This window comes from Rhizobium sp. SL42 (assembly GCF_021729845.1).
Classification (GTDB): Bacteria; Pseudomonadota; Alphaproteobacteria; order Rhizobiales; family Rhizobiaceae; genus Allorhizobium.
The window spans coordinates 419,956-436,372 of sequence record NZ_CP063397.1 but is presented as its reverse complement, the minus strand read 5'-3'; the positions used below and the strand labels follow the sequence as shown (position 1 = coordinate 436,372).

Below are 16,417 nucleotides of genomic sequence, written 5' to 3'. Positions count from 1 at the left end.
AAAACATGACCCTTTTCAAGAGCCTGAGCGGGCTCGCGCTCTCCGTAGCGCTGTTCTCGACTGCCGCATTTGCCGGCGAAATCACCATCAATTCCGACCATTCCGATCCGGTGCCGAAGAAGGCAATGGAAGAGCTGATCGCCGACTTCCAGAAGGCCAATCCGGATGTGACGGTCAAGTGGAACAATTTCGACCACGAAGGCTACAAGTCAGCGATCCGCAACTTCCTCACGGCCGATGCGCCGGATGTGGTTGCTTGGTACGCCGGCAACCGCATGGAGCCCTTCGTCAAGGCTGGCCTGTTCGAGGATGTCACCGATGTCTGGACGGCCAATGGCCTCGACGAGCAGCTGAAGTCGTCGGCACCGTCGATGACCATCGACGGCAAGAAATGGGGCATGCCCTATACGTATTACCAGTGGGGTATTTACTACCGCAAGGACATCTTCGCCGAGCAGGGCATCACCCCGCCGAAGACCTGGGCCGAACTGCTGGCGGCATCGGAAAAGCTGAAAGCTGCCGGCATCACGCCGTTCACCATCGGTACCAAGGCCTTGTGGCCGACCGGCGGCTGGTTCGACTATCTGAACCTGCGCGTCAACGGCTACGAGTTCCACATGGAGCTGACCTCGGGCAAGGTTCCCTACACCGATCCGCGTGTAAAGGCCGTGTTCGAGAAGTGGGGTGAACTGGTCAAGGCCGGTTACTTCATCGACAATCACGCCGCGATCGACTGGCAGGATGCCGTGCCGCAACTGGTACAGGGCAAGGCCGCCATGTATCTGATGGGCAACTTCGCCGTCGCGACCTTCAAGGAAGGCGGCCTTAAGGAAGAGCAGATCGGCTTCCTGCAGTTCCCGGAAATCACCCCCGGCATCCCGGTGGCGGAAGAGGCTCCGACCGACACGTTCCACATTCCGTCGGGTGCAAAGAACAAGGAAGACGCCAAGAAGTTCCTGGCCTATCTCGCGTCTCCGGCGGTTCAGACCAAGATGAATGCGACGCTCGGCCAGCTGCCGGTCAACAATACTGCCGAGAAGCCGAAGGATGTGTTCCTCGATGCCGGCTTCACGATGCTGTCCAACGCCCATGCGCTGGCGCAGTTCTACGATCGTGACGCCCAGGCCGAAATGGCGAAGGCGGGCATGGAAGGCTTCCAGGAATTCATGGTCAAGCCCGACAATCTCGACCGCATTCTTGAGCGGCTCGAAAAGGTGCGTGCCCGCGTCTACAAGTAAGGACCAAGGTCCTCCCTGCGCCGGGTGCCGTCGACCTCGTTGTCTTCGGCATCCGGTTGCCATTCCCTTCCTGTTTCCAAAGGTGCCGCCGTGAGCAACGCCGTCTCCCCCCAGTCCAGCGTCAGGCCCTCGTCCGGCTTCTGGAAGAAAAACCAGCAGACGCTGGCGCCCTGGCTGTTTCTTGCGCCGGGCATGCTGATGTTCGTGATTTATGTCCTGGTGCCGATCTTCCAGTCCATCTGGATCAGCTTCCATGACTGGGACGGGCTGGGTGAGCAGGTCTGGATCGGGTTTGGCAACTATGCCGAACTGCTCGACGACGACACCTTCTATGTCGCGCTGAAGAACAACCTGATCTGGCTGGTGCTCTATCTCCTGTCGATCCCGGCGGGTCTTGCGGCCGCCCTGTTCCTCAACCAGACGGTTGCCGGCATCCGGCTCTACAAGTCGCTGTTCTTCTTTCCCTTCGTGATCAGCCAGGTCGTCGTCGGCCTGATGTTCACCTGGTTTTACGCGCCGGATTTCGGCCTGTTCTCCAAGCTGACGGAGTGGTTGACCGGCGAGCAGATCGCCGTGCTCGCCGACGAACGTTTCGTCACTTACGGCATCATCGTTGCCGGTCTCTGGCCGCAGACGGCCTATTGCATGATCCTCTATCTGACCGGTCTCAACAACATCAATCCCGAGCAGGTGGAAGCCGCCCGGATGGATGGCGCCAAAGGCTTCAAGCTGTTGTGGAACATCATCCTGCCGCAACTCGGTCCGGCGACCTTCATCGCCATGGTGGTGACCGTCATCGGCTCGCTGCGCTCCTTCGACCTTGTTTCCGTCATGACGGCCGGCGGTCCCTACGGCTCGAGCCAGGTTCTCTCCTACTTCATGTATGAGCAGGCGCTGTCGGAATACGGCTTCCGCATGGGCTATGGCGCGGCGATCGCCGTCGTCCTGTTCCTGATCATGATGGTCTTCATCTCGCTGTTCATCGTTCGCATGCTGCGCCAGGAAAGGAACGCCTGATGTTCCCGACACCCATCGAAAAAGCCTCGCGCTTCGTCCAGGTCGGCTACAAGATCCTGCTGCCGGTGGCGCTGTTTCTCTGGCTGCTGCCGTTGATCGGGGTGGCGATCACTTCGGTGCGGCCTGCCGGCGATCTGGCTGCCGGCAACTACTTCGGCATTCCGTCCGCCTTTGCCGGGGTCGAGAACTATACCGCCGTGTTCCGCGATTCGCCGATCGGCTGGTACATCCTGAATTCGTTCAAGGTGACGATCCCGACGGTGATCGGAGCGGTTGCGCTGTCCTGCCTCACCGGCTTTGCGCTCGCGGTCTACAAGTTCAAGAGCAACCTCGTGCTGTTCTTCCTGTTTGTCGCCGGCAATTTCATTCCGTTCCAGATCCTGATGGTGCCTGTGCGTGACATGACGCTGAGGGCCGGGCTTTACGATACGACGATGGGCCTCGTGCTGTTCCATGTCGCCTTCCAGACCGGCTTCTGTACGCTGTTCATGCGCAATTTCATCAAGGGTCTGCCGTTTGCGCTGATCGAGTCTGCGCGCGTAGAGGGCGTGTCGGAATGGCGGATCTTCCGTCACATCGTGCTGCCCCTGATGCGTCCGGCGATTGCGGCGCTTTCGGTGCTGGTCTTCACCTTTGTGTGGAACGACTATTTCTGGGCCACCGTGCTGGTGCAGGGACAGCATGCGATGCCGGTGACGGCCGGCCTCTATTCGCTGAACGGCCAGTGGGTTGCCGCCTGGCACCTGGTTTCCGCCGGTTCGATCGTCGCGGCGCTGCCGCCGGTCGCCATGTTCTTCCTGATGCAACGGCATTTCATTGCCGGCCTGACGCTTGGAGCTACCAAGGGATGAGTGAAATCGTAACAGTTGACTCTGGCCAGTTCGCGCTCAGCCTGCGCCTGCCGGACCTCGGCATGCCGGAAATTCTGTCTTTCGGCACAGTGCCGGCAGAGGTCGATGCGCTGTTCGACATCGAGCGCTCGAGCCGCGTCAACGGCATGGATGTCGCCGTGCCGACATCGGTCCTGCTGCCGACGGGTGGCATGGGCTTCTTCGGATGGCCGGCGATTTCCGGCCATCGGGCCGGTCGTGATTTCACGGCGCAGTTCGGCGGATGGTTGGTCAAGCGGGACGGCAATCGCACTATCCTGAATGGGGACGATGCAGTGGCGAAGCTCGGCATCGCCATCACGCTCACCGCCCATGCTTCCGGGCTGATCTCGATGGCGACGGAGCTCACCAATCTGGGCGAGGCCGATTACCAGCTCGACCGCTGCATGGCGGCGACATTTCTCGCACCTGCCGGCGATGTGCAGGTGATGAGCTTTACCGGCATCTGGGGTCGCGAGTTCCAGACACGCCGCGAATTGCTCGGCAATGGCACCTGGGTGCAGGAGAGCCGGCGCGGCAGGACCTCGCATGACCGTTTCCCGATGCTGTTCATCGAAAGCGAAACCCAGGTCTTCGGCGTCACGCTCGGCTGGAGCGGCAATCACCAGATGGTCATCGACCGCACGGACGACGGCCAGCGGCTGGTGCATCTGGGTGAATTGTTCGAGCCGGGCGAGATCGTTTTGACACCGGGCGAGAGCTACACGAGCCCGATTGCCTATGCAGGCGCCGACAGCCAAGACTTCCACGCCTTCGTTCGTGACGAGCTGACCTGCTGGCCGGGTGGCCGGATGAGCCCGCGTCCGGTGACGCTGAACACCTGGGAAGGCAATTATTTCGATCACCAGATGGGGTCGCTCAAAGCCCAGGCGACGGCTGCGGCCGCGCTTGGCATCGAACGTTTCGTGCTCGATGACGGCTGGTTCGGCAAGCGCGACAATGACACGACCAGCCTTGGCGACTGGGATATCGATGCGCGCAAGTATCCCGACGGTTTGAAGCCGCTGGTTGATCACGTGACCGGTCTCGGCATGCAGTTCGGCATCTGGTTCGAGCCGGAAATGGTCAATCCCGTTTCCGAACTCTACAAGGCGCGTCCGGACTGGGCGCTGCAGGTCGAGGGCCGCCCGCTGCTCGAATCGCGCACCCAGCTGGTGCTCGACCTGACGCGGCCGGAAGTCTCCGATTATCTGTTCGGCAAGATCGATGCGGTGCTTGCCCATCATGCCGTGTCCTATGTGAAGTGGGACATGAACCGCGATCTTACCCATGCGGGTGGCCGTGACGGCAAGGCGAAGATCGCAGCGCAGACCCGCGCCGTCTATGCGCTGATGGACCGCGTGCGCGCTGCACACCCCGACGTCGAAATCGAAAGCTGTGCCTCCGGTGGCGGTCGCATCGACTATGGCGCCCTTGCCCGCACGCACCGTGTCTGGACATCTGATTGCACCGATGCACTGGAGCGTCTGGAAATCCAGCGCGGCGCCTCGGCCTTCGTGCCGCCTGAAATCCTCGGAAGCCATATTTCGGCCAGCCCGAACCACCAGACCGGACGGCGCCATACGCTGTCCTTCCGCGCCCTTGTCGCAATCGCCTATCATCTCGGCGTCGAGCTCAATCCGCTGGAACTGACCGAGGAAGAGCGCGCGGACCTCAAGGTCTATATCGAGGCCTATAAGCGATTGCGTGGCCTGTTGCATGCGCCGGGTGCATCCTTCCGGCTGGAGCCGCTCGACGGGCGCTATGTGTGGGGCGCTGCCGGACCTGACAAGATCGTCGTGATCGTGGCCCAGGGGCCGCAGATGGTCGGCGAACAGCCGGCACCGCTGAAGCTGCCCGATAGCGTCATCGATCTTGGCGGCACATGGCGGATCGCCAATGTGCTGCCGGCCCCACCGCAATTCGTCCGTATCTCCGAGGGGCAGACGAAACTTCTGGCGGGCGAGATCAGCTTCCAGTTGTCGAGCACCGGCCTTGCCGGCCTGCCGCTGCCAATGCTGATGCCGGAAAGTGCGCTGCTCCTCGAACTCATTCCTTCAAAGGGAGGCAAGACCCATGGCTGATGTGCGCCTGCGCGACGTCAAGAAACAGTTCGGCGCGCTCAGCGTCATCAAGGGCGTCGATCTCGACGTCCAGGATGGCGAGTTCTGCGTCTTTGTCGGCCCGTCCGGCTGTGGCAAGTCCACGCTGCTGAGGATGATCGCCGGTCTCGAGGAGATCACTTCCGGTGCGCTGTCGATCGGTGGTCAGGACATGACCAAGGTCGGCCCGTCCGAGCGCGGCGTCGCCATGGTGTTCCAGTCCTATGCGCTGTATCCGCATATGACCGTGGCTGAAAACATCGGCTTCGGCCTGCGCATGACCGGCCACTCGAAGGAGTTGATCGCCGAGCGTACGGCGACAGCCGCCAAGATGCTGCAGCTCGAGCCGCTGTTGCAGCGCAAGCCGGGGCAGCTTTCCGGTGGTCAGCGCCAGCGCGTGGCGATCGGCCGGGCGATCGTGCGCAACCCGGAGGTCTTCCTGTTCGATGAGCCGCTGTCCAATCTCGATGCGGCGCTGCGCGTGCAGATGCGCGGCGAGTTGTCGAAGCTGCATCAGGACCTGAAGTCGACGATGATCTACGTCACGCATGACCAGGTCGAGGCGATGACCATGGCGGACAAGATCGTGGTGCTTTCGGCCGGCAAGATAGAGCAGGTCGGTTCGCCACTCGAACTCTACCATCGTCCGAACAATCTCTTCGTTGCCGGCTTCATCGGGTCGCCGAAGATGAATTTCCTGAAGGTGCAGGTCAGCCCGGCCGAAGGTGGCAAGCTGAGCGTCGCGCTGCCCGGCGGCGTGTCGCTGACCATGGCCGGCGAGGGAAAACCTGCGCTTGGCGAGATGACATTCGGCATCCGTCCCGAGCATATCGATGCAACGGGCAAGGGTGATGTCGTGCTCGATAGCAAGGTAAACCTTGCCGAATATCTCGGCTCCGAGACACTGTTTTTCGTCACGCTTGCCGATGGATCGGAACTGTCGCTGAAGGCAGATGGCCTGGCGCGCGAAAAGCCGGGCGACACGCTGAAGATCGGCATCAATGCCAAGGCCTGCCATCTGTTCAACAAGGATGGCCTTGCCGTCATCAACGGGGATCTCACGCGATAATGCTGGGCGTATGTTACTATCCGGAGCACTGGGACGAAACACGTTGGGCCGAAGACGCCCGGCGCATGGTCGAGCTCGGCATTTCCTTCGTGCGGATCGGCGAGTTCGCCTGGTCGCGGCTTGAGCCTTCGCGCGGCACGTTCGATTTCGGCTGGCTCGACCGGTCGATGGATATTCTGACCAAGGCCGGCCTGAAGATCGTGCTCGGCACGCCGACGGCGACACCGCCGAAGTGGCTGGTCGACGAGCATCCCGACATTCTGCCTTACGACGAGGAGGGCAAGGTTCGTGGTTTCGGTTCGCGCCGTCACTACACGTTTTCGTCGGAAACCTGGTGGCGCGAAAGTGGGCGTATCGTCGAGATCGTGGCCGAGCGCTATGGCAATCATCCGGGTCTGGTCGGCTGGCAGACCGACAATGAATATGGCTGCCATGACACAACCGTGTCCTGGGGGGCTGAAGACCTGAAGAGCTTCAAGCGCTGGCTGCGGCTACGCTACCAGTCGACCGACCAGCTCAACGAAGCCTGGGGCTCGGTGTTCTGGTCAATGGAGCTTTCGAGCTTTGACGAGGTGGTGCTGCCGAATCTGACCGTGACGGAACCCAATCCGGCGACGCGGCTTGATTTCTGGCGCTTCCATTCGGACCAGGTCGCTGCCTATGACAGGATGCAGTGCGAGATCATTCGCAAGCATTCGCCGGAGCGCTGGATTACCCACAATTTCATGGGCTTCGTTTCGGATTTCGACCATTTCAAGGTCGGTGACAATCTCGACCTGGCCTCCTGGGACAGCTATCCGATCGGCTTCGTCGAGAAGTTCCCCTTCAGCGAGGACGAGCGCAATCGCTGGGCGGAAACCTCGCATCCCGATATCGCACCCTATCACCACGATCTCTACCGCGCAGTCGGCAAGGGTCGCTTCTGGGTCATGGAGCAACAGCCTGGCCCGGTGAACTGGGCGCCCTGGAACCCGGTGCCGAAGCCCGGCATGGTGCGCCTGTGGACCTGGGAGGCGCTGGCCCATGGGGCCGATGTTGTCAGCTATTTCCGCTGGCGGCAGGCGCCGTTCGCGCAAGAGCAGATGCATGCGGGTCTCAACCTTGCCGGCCTCGACGAATTCTCGCCGGGTGGCATCGAGGCGCGCCAGGTTGCCGAAGAGCTGAGGACACTCGGGCCGCTGCCGGACACGGGCAAGGCATCCGTCGCGCTGGTCTTCGACTACCAGAGCTACTGGACGACGATGATCCAGCCGCAGGGCAAGGATTTCCGCTACGAGGAACTGTGCTTCCGCTGGTACGAGGGCCTGCGCCGGCTTGGTCTCGATGTCGATTTCGTCCGGCCCGGTGCGTCGCTCGAGGGCTATGCGCTTGTCGTCGTTCCCTGCATGACGGAAGTGGACACGGCTGCGGAAACCGCACTTGCGCAGGCTACCGGCCATGTCCTTATCGGGGCACGCACGGGGTCACGCGATCGCAATTTCGTCATTCCGGCAAACCTGCCGCCGGGGCCGCTTGGCAGCCATACCGGCAATCGCGTCATCCAGGTCTCCACCCTGAGACCGGGACTTTCGGATGTCGTTTCCGGTTCCGTCTCGGGTGCCGGCATCCGCTGGCGGGAATATCTGGAGACATCGGCCACGGTCCTCGCCCGCTTTGCCAATGGCGATCCGGCCCTGACCGAAAAGGAACGCATGCTTTATCTGGCCTGTTGGGCCGATGAGACCCTGCTGTCGAGCGTTCTGACGCTTGCCGCGGAAAAGGCGGGCCTTAGCATGCTGCCGGTGCCGGATTACATCCGCATCCGTCGCCGCGGCGATCTGACCTTTGCCTTCAACTATGGACGCGAGGATTGGGCGGTTCCGGCCGGTGCGAAAATGGCGCTGGGCGAGGCCGTGTTGAAGCCACAGGCGGTTGCCGCCTGGCGATAACGGCAGGCGCCGACGCATTCTTCACAGCGAAAAACAGGCAGGGGGCGCTATCTGTGCCCCCTGCCTGTTTTGCTTCTTGCCTTCGGTGCCGGTCGTGGCAAGTTGCGCGCCATGACAAAAGTGATCCTCATCGTTCTCGATGGCTTGCGCTATGACGCGGCCCGCAATTGCCTTGGATACATGGAAGGCCTGGTGCAGGCGGGCATGGCGGAGGTGCGCAGGCTGACCTGCGAACTGCCGGCAATGTCGCGGCCACTCTATGAGACCCTTTTGACCGGGAGGCGCCCGGTTGAGCATGGCATCGTCAGCAACGGGGTGGTGCGCCGATCGGTTGGCGACAATCTCTTTGCCCGCTGCCGGGCCTCGGGAAAGGTTACCGCTGCGGCCGCCTATCACTGGGTGTCGGAGCTTTATGTCTCCTGTCCGTTCGACCGGCATCGCGACCGTATCCTGGTGGATGGCGGTGGCGACATCAATCACGGCGTCTTCTACTGGGACGACCATTATCCCGACAGCCACCTGTTTGCCGATGCCGAATGGCTGATCCGTAGCCAGAGCCCGGACTTCCTGCTGCTGCATCCGATGAATGTCGATGATGCCGGTCATCGCCATGGCGGCGACAGCATCGGCTACCGCAATGCGGCGCGCGTTCAGGGGGACCTGCTGGCGCGTCATGTTCCGGGCTGGCTTGAACTTGGATACAAGGTCATCGTGACCGCCGACCACGGCATGGGCGACGATGGCAATCATGCCGGACCTGCGCCGCAGGAGACGCATGTGCCGTTTTATGCGCTTGGCTTTCGGCTGGGTGCGGAAACGGACCTGCCGCAAACCGAGATTGCAGGTCTGGTCTGCCGGCTGATGGGCATTGATGCAGGACAGATGCAGGGCTTTCAGGGGCCGCTCGAAATTCTCGCCTGAAACCTCTGCCCGTGATCCGAAACCGCTTCCGTCATCGTAGTTGTCCGCAAAGGACGTCGATCTGGAGCGGACCATGGCAGACTTTACCGGCATAACCTCGCTGGAGCCGGGCTATACGGCACTTGTGCTGGGTGCGAGCGGCGGCATTGGGTCCGCCTTCGCCGAGGTATTGGGTGCCGATCCTCGCTGCGGCGAGGTGGTTCGCCTGTCGCGCAGTGTCGATGGCTTCGATGTGACGGATGAGGATAGTGTTGCTGGCGCGGCCGCGCGGCTTGCCGGTTCCGGGGGCCGTTTCGACCTGATCCTCTGTGCAACAGGGGCCTTGACGATCGATGAGATAGGTCCGGAAAAGGCGATCAAGGCCATCCGTCCGGAGGCCATGGCAGCGCAGTTTGCCGTGAACGCGATCGGTCCGGCTCTGGTCCTGAAACATTTCTCGCCGCTGCTTGCCGGTGATCGACGAAGCCTGCTTGCAGCTCTGTCTGCCCGTGTCGGCTCGATCGGCGACAACAGGCTGGGCGGCTGGATCTCCTATCGGGCGGCCAAGGCGGCGTTGAACCAGATCGTCCGGACCTCGGCGATCGAGATTGCCCGGACAAGGCAGAAAGCCGTCATCGTCAGCCTGCATCCCGGATCCGTGGAGACAGGGCTGTCTTCTGCCTATGCCAAAGGACATGACCGCCTGCCGCCGGCCGACAGCGCCAAGCTGATGTTGTCCGTGCTCGACAGGCTGGAGCCCGCCCAGAGCGGTGGCTTCTATGCCTATGATGGCCAGGCGATCGAATGGTAGGCCAGACCATGGCGGACTGAACGGCAGCTTTCTGCCAGCTCTCGAAGAACTAAATCGCCGGAGAGATTTCTTCAACCAGAAGGCCGCTTGTCCTCAACAGCGAGGTGAAGCGACCGCCAAGGGCACTCAACTGATCATAATTGCCCATCTCGATGATCTTTCCATGGTCCAGGAAGACGACCAGATCGGCTTCGCGGATTGTCGAGAGGCGATGGGCGATGATGAATGTGGTGCGGTGCTTGCGCAGTCGGTCGATCGCCTGTTTGACCCGCGCTTCCGTTTCGACGTCTAGCGCGCTGGTCGCCTCGTCGAGCACCAGGATCGGAGCGTTCTTCAAAATGGCGCGCGCGATCGCGATGCGCTGGCGCTCGCCACCCGACAGCCGGTTTCCGCGTTCTCCGACAACCGTGTCGTAACCGATCATGCGGCTTTCGATGAAGTCCGTTGCAGCGGCGGCCTCGGCGGCCTTGATGATGTCCTCCTCGCTGGCATCCTCGCGGCCGAGGCGGATATTTTCCTTGATGGAGCGGTTGAGCAGGCCCGCATCCTGGAAAACCGTGGCGATGGCATGGCGCAGCGACTTGCGGGTGATTTTCGCGATGTCGTGACCGTCAATCAGGATCTGCCCGGATTGTGGCTGGTGGACGCGCTGGAGCAGGTTGATCAGCGTCGTCTTGCCGGCGCCGGTCGGGCCGACGATGGCGACCGTCTGGCCCGCCTGAACGCGGAAGGACACGTCGCGCACGCCCTGTGTGGTGGAGGCGAAATCAAATGAAACGTCGCGGAATTCGACGTCACCCTTCACATTTTTCAGTTCCGTCGCCCCGACCGATTCCTCTCGGTCCTGCACGGCGTCTTCCAGATGGTAGAAGTCCTCGAGCTTGGAGCGCGCCTCGAAAATCTGGTTGGCGAAGGCGATCATCTGGTCGAGGCGGGCGATCAGCAGGCCGGCAAAGCCGGTAAAGGCGATGACGTCACCCACCTTGAGCTGGCCGCTCTGGACGAACATCGTGCCGATCACCAGAATGATCAGCATGGACAGGGTGGAGGCGATCCGGTTCAGTGCGCCGGCGATGGCCCACCAGTCCAGGACGGGATACTGGGCCGCGAGGAGTTTCGTCGTGTATTCCTTGAGCGCCCGGGTTTCCGCTTCGATGCGGTTGTAGCTGTGCAGCACCGAAACGTTGCTGATCGAGTCGCTCACATGGGAAAAGACGGTGTGATAGTGGCTCTCGACCGAGGCCTGCCCCTCCTTTGTCCGGTTCATCACGGTCTTGCCGATGATGATGTAGAGGATGGCAAGCACGATCAGCACCGAGGTCAGGCGGATATCCATCGAAAATGCTGTCGGAACAAGCAGCGTCAGTGCAACAGCGGTGGCAAGGTGCGTGCGCATGAACTCGAGCCAGAGGCCGAACAGCGTCTCGCCGGCGCGCAGGAGCGTATGCAGCGCGTTCGAGGTGCCGCGCTGCTGGTGCCAGCTTAGCGGCATCGAGATGATCTTGCCGAAGGATTCGGTCAGGAGGTCGGCGCGGCGGCCATGGGCAAGGCGATCGGCCTGCCTCGCTACGAGCACATAGGCGACGGTGTTGAAGACGCCGAAGCAGCCCCAGGCGATCAATATCGAGCTCGCGTCACGCTTTTCGGAGATCGCATCGATAATGCGGCCGAACAGAATGGGCTCGATGATGGTTATGGCGGCGAGAACGACGTTTGCGAGCACAACGAAGGAGACACGCAGCCGATAGGTCGCAAGATATTTCAGGGCCTTGAAATATACCTGTATCAGGGACAATCGCGTTTACCTCCAGATGGCTGCTCAGTGGTGTTCTGCTTCAAACGGTTTTCGCCGCGTCTGACAAGAGCAAAGCGCCGGATTCCTGCGATGGCGGTAGCAGCGTCGGCAATCCTGCCGGGCCTTTCTGGCACAGGTGATCCCGGCAGTCTGCTCATCCCGCCAGACGCCGACACGACGGCAGCAAACGGATGATCGGGTTCACCCAAGTGCTGTGAAATTTTGTGGTCGATTTTTAATACCCTCCTAACGCAATATGATAATATTTGTTCATATTGCGTTGGTTCATTCAGAATGACGAGCCTCGTGGCTTTTTCGTGATTTTATAAGCACACAGTTATTCAGGGGGTCTGGGTGAATATTAACCAGCTGTTGCATTTTTTGGTCGTTGCGGATGAATGCAGGTCAGCGACGGAGGTCGTGGCAGAGCTGGAAAAACTCGTCGCCGCCTATGGGTTCGACTATTACGGGCTGGTGCGGCAGCCAAAGCCTGACGAAAATCCGCTGGAACTGGTGCTGTGTGGTCGCTGGCCCGAGGGCTGGCCGCAGATCTACATTGCCAAGAAATATGTGCTGATCGATCCGACCATTCGCTATCTCTCGCAAGCCCAGTCGGGCTTTCGCTGGCGTGATACTGCGCATGCCTTTCGTGCCGATCCGCATCGCAAGCGCATGGAGCGCATGCTGATGGACGGCATGCGCTTCGGTCTGCTCGACGGTTACATCTTTCCGGTGCATGGGCGGACCGGTCTGCTCGGCAACATGACGGTGGGCGGAAAGCCGATCGATCTGTCGCCGATTGAAATCAGCCTGTTCGACGCCGTCGCCAAAAAGGCCTTCTGGCGGTTGCTTGAGCTGACCCGGGAAGGGGACGTGCATTCGGCGAAGGCGATCGATACGCGGATGACCCGACGGGAGATGGAAGTGCTGAGCTATCTGGCCGATGGCCTGACCTCGAACGAGATCAGCAAGATCCTGAAAATATCCAATCACACGGTGGATTGGTACATGAACGGCATCCAGGACAAGCTCAATGCGAAGAACCGGCAGCATGTCGTGGCGCTGGCCTTCCGGCTCGGGCTGGTAACCTGAGGGCGACGGCAAATTTCAGATAGCCGCTCAAGGTAAATTGAACTTCCTAAAACAACGCGCTATGAATTTTCTTCGCAGGTGCACAATGCCCTGGCATATCGTTTTGGGGAGACCGAATTGCCAATATCCAAGATCCTTGTCGCCAACCGTTCCGAAATTGCAATTCGCGTGTTTCGCGCAGCAAACGAACTGGGAATAAAAACGGTTGCGATATGGGCGGAGGAGGACAAACTGGCTCTCCACCGCTTCAAAGCGGACGAGAGTTACCAGGTAGGTCGCGGCCCGCATCTGGCGCGTGATCTTGGACCGATTGAAAGCTACCTCTCCATCGAGGAAGTGATCCGTGTCGCCAAGCTGTCGGGTGCCGATGCCATTCATCCGGGTTATGGGCTGCTGTCGGAAAGTCCTGAATTTGTAGACGCCTGTAACGATGCAGGTATCATTTTTATCGGTCCCCGCGCCGATACGATGCGCCGGCTCGGCAACAAGGTGGCGGCGCGCAACCTGGCGATCGAAATTGGCGTGCCGGTGGTCCCGGCGACCGATCCCTTGCCCGACGATATGGCAGCCGTCGCCAGGATGGCCGAGGAAATCGGCTATCCGGTGATGTTGAAAGCCTCATGGGGCGGCGGCGGGCGCGGCATGCGCGCGATCCGCGATCCGAAGGACCTGGCCCGGGAAGTCACCGAAGCCAAGCGCGAGGCGATGGCCGCCTTCGGCAAGGACGAAGTCTACCTGGAAAAGCTGGTCGAGCGGGCGCGTCACGTCGAGAGCCAGGTTCTCGGCGATACGCATGGCAATGTCGTGCACCTGTTCGAGCGCGACTGCTCCGTCCAGCGCCGCAACCAGAAAGTCGTGGAACGTGCGCCGGCGCCTTACCTGAGCGAAGAACAGCGCCAGGAACTCGCCAGCTATTCGACGCGGATTGCCAAGGCGACGAATTATGTCGGTGCCGGAACCGTCGAGTATCTGATGGATATGGACAGCGGCAAATTCTACTTCATCGAGGTCAATCCGCGCATCCAGGTCGAGCATACCGTCACCGAGGTCGTGACCGGTATCGACATCGTCAAGGCGCAGATTCACATTCTCGACGGCTGCGCCATCGGCACGCCGGAATCGGGCGTGCCAAGACAGGAAGACATCAAGCTCAACGGTCATGCGTTGCAGTGCCGCATCACGACGGAAGATCCCGAGCAGAACTTCATTCCCGACTACGGCCGCATCACGGCCTATCGCGGCGCGACCGGCTTCGGCATTCGCCTCGACGGCGGCACCGCTTACTCCGGCGCGGTCATTACCCGGTTCTATGATCCGCTTCTGGAAAAAGTCACCGCATGGTCGCCGAGCCCGGAAGAGACGATTGCCCGCATGCACCGGGCGTTGCGCGAATTCCGTATCCGTGGCGTGGCGACCAACCTGACCTTCCTCGAGGCGATCATCACCCACGAGAAGTTCAAGGACAATACCTATACCACGCGCTTCATCGACACAACGCCGGAACTGTTCCAGCAGGTCAAGCGTCAGGACCGTGCGACCAAGCTGCTGACCTATCTCGCCGACGTGACCGTCAACGGTCATCCGGAAGCCAAGGGTCGTCCGAAGCCGTCGAAGGAAATCGCCGAGCCGGTGGTGCCGTTCACGCCCGGCGACATCAAGCCGGGCACGAAGCAGAAGCTGGACGAACTCGGTCCGAAGAAGTTCGGTGAATGGGTGCGGGCGCAGAACCGTATCCTGGTCACCGACACGACGATGCGTGACGGCCACCAGTCACTGCTGGCCACCCGCATGCGCACCTATGACATCGCCCGCATTGCTGGCACCTATGCCCGGGCGCTGCCGAACCTCTTCTCGCTCGAATGCTGGGGTGGTGCGACCTTCGACGTTTCGATGCGCTTCCTGACGGAAGATCCATGGGAGCGGCTGGCGAAGGTCCGTGAAGATGCGCCGAACCTCTTGCTGCAGATGCTGCTGCGTGGCGCAAACGGCGTCGGCTACAAGAACTACCCGGACAATGTGGTGAAATATTTCGTTCGCCAGGCGGCTGCCGGCGGCATCGATCTGTTCCGCGTATTCGACTGCCTGAACTGGGTGGAAAACATGCGCGTCTCGATGGATGCGGTGGCCGAAGAGAACAAGATCTGCGAAGCGGCGATCTGCTACACCGGCGACATCCTGAATTCGGCGCGTCCGAAATACGACCTCAAATACTACACAGCCCTTGCTGCCGAGCTGGACAAGGCGGGTGCGCATATCATTGCGGTCAAGGACATGGCCGGCCTGCTCAAGCCGTCGGCGGCGCGCGTGCTGTTCAAGGCGCTGCGCGAGGCAACGGACCTGCCGATCCATTTCCACACGCATGATACGTCCGGCATCGCCGCGGCGACCGTGCTTGCGGCGGTTGAATCCGGCGTCGATGTCGTCGATGCGGCGATGGATGCGCTCTCCGGCAACACGTCGCAGCCGTGCCTCGGCTCGATCGTCGAGGCCTTGCGCGGCACGGAACGCGACCCGGATCTCGATCCGGAATGGATCCGCCGGATTTCCTTCTACTGGGAAGCCGTCCGCCACCAGTATGCGGCCTTCGAAAGCGATCTCAAGGGACCGGCATCCGAGGTCTATCTGCATGAAATGCCTGGCGGCCAGTTCACCAATCTCAAGGAGCAGGCGCGCTCGCTGGGTCTTGAGACGCGCTGGCACGAGGTGGCCCAGACCTATGCCGACGCCAACCAGATGTTCGGCGACATCGTCAAGGTGACACCATCCTCCAAGGTGGTCGGAGACATGGCGCTGATGATGGTCAGCCAGGACCTGATGGTGTCCGACGTGGTCAATCCGGACAAGGATGTTTCCTTCCCGGAATCGGTCGTGTCGATGTTGAAGGGTGATCTTGGCCAGCCTCCGGGCGGCTGGCCGGAAGGGCTGCAGAAGAAGGCACTGAAGGGCGAAAAGCCGTATACGGTTCGTCCCGGTTCGCTGCTGGAAGACGCTGATCTTGATGCCGAGCGCAAGGCGATCGAGGCCAAGCTCGAACGCGAGGTCAGTGATTTCGAGTTCGCTTCCTACCTGATGTATCCGAAGGTGTTCACCGACTACGCCCTGGCTGCCGATACCTATGGCCCGGTCAGCGTGTTGCCGACGCCGGCCTATTTCTACGGCCTCGGTTCGGGGGAAGAGCTATTTGCCGATATCGAGAAGGGCAAGACCCTGGTGGTGCTCAATCAGGCGCAGGCGGAGATCGACGAGAAGGGCATGGTCAAGGTGTTCTTCGAGATCAACGGCCAGCCGCGTCCGATCAAGGTGCCGGATCGCAACCGGGGCGCGTCGAGCGCCATTCGCCGCAAGGCGGAAGCCGGCAATGCGGCACATCTCGGCGCGCCTATGCCGGGTGTCATCTCGACGGTGGCCGTCACGGCCGGCCAGGCGGTCAAGTCCGGCGATGTGCTGGTCTCGATCGAGGCGATGAAGATGGAAACGGCGCTGCATGCGGAGAAGGACGGCACGATCGCCGAGGTGCTGGTGCGCACCGGCGACCAGATCGACGCCAAGGATCTGCTGATCGTCTACGGCGCCTGATCGCGACACTTGAGATTGAG

The 16,417-nt window shown here is 61.2% G+C and carries 11 protein-coding genes; 10 read left to right on the top strand and 1 reads right to left on the bottom strand.

Annotated features, from left to right (window positions below):
- Positions 1–5: 5 nt before the first annotated feature.
- The 8 genes from IM739_RS01915 to IM739_RS01880 all read left to right on the top strand — a co-directional run bounded on the left by IM739_RS01915 (position 6) and on the right by IM739_RS01880 (position 9,934).
- Complete coding sequence (locus tag IM739_RS01915) at positions 6–1,238, top strand: ABC transporter substrate-binding protein (protein WP_237369581.1); 1,233 nt, start codon at positions 6–8, stop codon at positions 1,236–1,238.
- 90 nt (positions 1,239–1,328) lie between these two features.
- Positions 1,329–2,255 carry a carbohydrate ABC transporter permease gene (locus IM739_RS01910; RefSeq protein ID WP_237369580.1) on the top strand — a complete coding sequence of 309 codons (927 nt, stop codon included), beginning with the start codon at positions 1,329–1,331 and terminating at the stop codon, positions 2,253–2,255.
- Positions 2,255–3,106 carry a carbohydrate ABC transporter permease gene (locus tag IM739_RS01905; RefSeq protein ID WP_237369579.1) on the top strand — a complete coding sequence of 284 codons (852 nt, stop codon included), beginning with the start codon at positions 2,255–2,257 and terminating at the stop codon, positions 3,104–3,106. The genes IM739_RS01910 and IM739_RS01905 overlap by 1 nt, the downstream gene beginning before the upstream one ends.
- The gene (locus IM739_RS01900; protein WP_237369578.1) at positions 3,103–5,208 is read left to right on the top strand and encodes an alpha-galactosidase; all 2,106 of its coding nucleotides are present in this window, start codon (positions 3,103–3,105) and stop codon (positions 5,206–5,208) included. The genes IM739_RS01905 and IM739_RS01900 overlap by 4 nt, the downstream gene beginning before the upstream one ends.
- Positions 5,201–6,295 (top strand): ABC transporter ATP-binding protein, encoded by a 1,095-nt coding sequence (locus tag IM739_RS01895; RefSeq protein WP_237369577.1) that lies wholly within the window; start codon positions 5,201–5,203, stop codon positions 6,293–6,295. The genes IM739_RS01900 and IM739_RS01895 overlap by 8 nt, the downstream gene beginning before the upstream one ends.
- Positions 6,295–8,223: a beta-galactosidase gene (locus tag IM739_RS01890; RefSeq protein ID WP_237369576.1), complete on the top strand. Its 1,929-nt coding sequence runs from the start codon at positions 6,295–6,297 to the stop codon at positions 8,221–8,223. Before IM739_RS01895 ends, IM739_RS01890 begins: the two co-directional genes overlap by 1 nt.
- 111 nt (positions 8,224–8,334) lie before the next feature.
- Positions 8,335–9,144 carry an alkaline phosphatase family protein gene (locus IM739_RS01885; RefSeq protein ID WP_237369575.1) on the top strand — a complete coding sequence of 270 codons (810 nt, stop codon included), beginning with the start codon at positions 8,335–8,337 and terminating at the stop codon, positions 9,142–9,144.
- 73 nt (positions 9,145–9,217) lie between these two features.
- Complete coding sequence (locus tag IM739_RS01880) at positions 9,218–9,934, top strand: SDR family oxidoreductase (protein WP_237369574.1); 717 nt, start codon at positions 9,218–9,220, stop codon at positions 9,932–9,934.
- A 49-nt stretch (positions 9,935–9,983) separates the two neighbouring features.
- Here the strand turns inward: IM739_RS01880 and IM739_RS01875 are convergent, their stop codons facing one another.
- Positions 9,984–11,729, bottom strand: a complete 1,746-nt coding sequence (locus IM739_RS01875; RefSeq protein WP_237369573.1) for a glucan ABC transporter ATP-binding protein/ permease — start codon at positions 11,727–11,729, stop codon at positions 9,984–9,986.
- Between the two features lie 354 nt (positions 11,730–12,083).
- On the opposite strand from IM739_RS01875, the gene IM739_RS01870 reads away from it, so the two are divergent.
- Both IM739_RS01870 and pyc read left to right on the top strand, forming a co-directional pair.
- Complete coding sequence (locus IM739_RS01870) at positions 12,084–12,821, top strand: LuxR family transcriptional regulator (protein ID WP_237369572.1); 738 nt, start codon at positions 12,084–12,086, stop codon at positions 12,819–12,821.
- A 117-nt stretch (positions 12,822–12,938) separates the two neighbouring features.
- A complete protein-coding gene (pyc, locus tag IM739_RS01865; RefSeq protein WP_237369571.1) occupies positions 12,939–16,397 on the top strand; it encodes a pyruvate carboxylase in 3,459 nt (1,152 codons plus the stop codon).
- Positions 16,398–16,417: the final 20 nt, after the last annotated feature.

Bases quoted from the DNA above. Each gene is read 5' to 3' on its own strand.
- IM739_RS01900 (WP_237369578.1), top strand. From the start codon at position 3,103: ATGAGTGAAATCGTAACAGTTGACTCTGGCCAGTTCGCGCTCAGCCTG.
- IM739_RS01890 (WP_237369576.1), top strand. From the start codon at position 6,295: ATGCTGGGCGTATGTTACTATCCGGAGCACTGGGACGAAACACGTTGG.
- IM739_RS01885 (WP_237369575.1), top strand. From the start codon at position 8,335: ATGACAAAAGTGATCCTCATCGTTCTCGATGGCTTGCGCTATGACGCG.
- IM739_RS01880 (WP_237369574.1), top strand. From the start codon at position 9,218: ATGGCAGACTTTACCGGCATAACCTCGCTGGAGCCGGGCTATACGGCA.
- IM739_RS01895 (WP_237369577.1), top strand. From the start codon at position 5,201: ATGGCTGATGTGCGCCTGCGCGACGTCAAGAAACAGTTCGGCGCGCTC.
- IM739_RS01915 (WP_237369581.1), top strand. From the start codon at position 6: ATGACCCTTTTCAAGAGCCTGAGCGGGCTCGCGCTCTCCGTAGCGCTG.
- IM739_RS01905 (WP_237369579.1), top strand. From the start codon at position 2,255: ATGTTCCCGACACCCATCGAAAAAGCCTCGCGCTTCGTCCAGGTCGGC.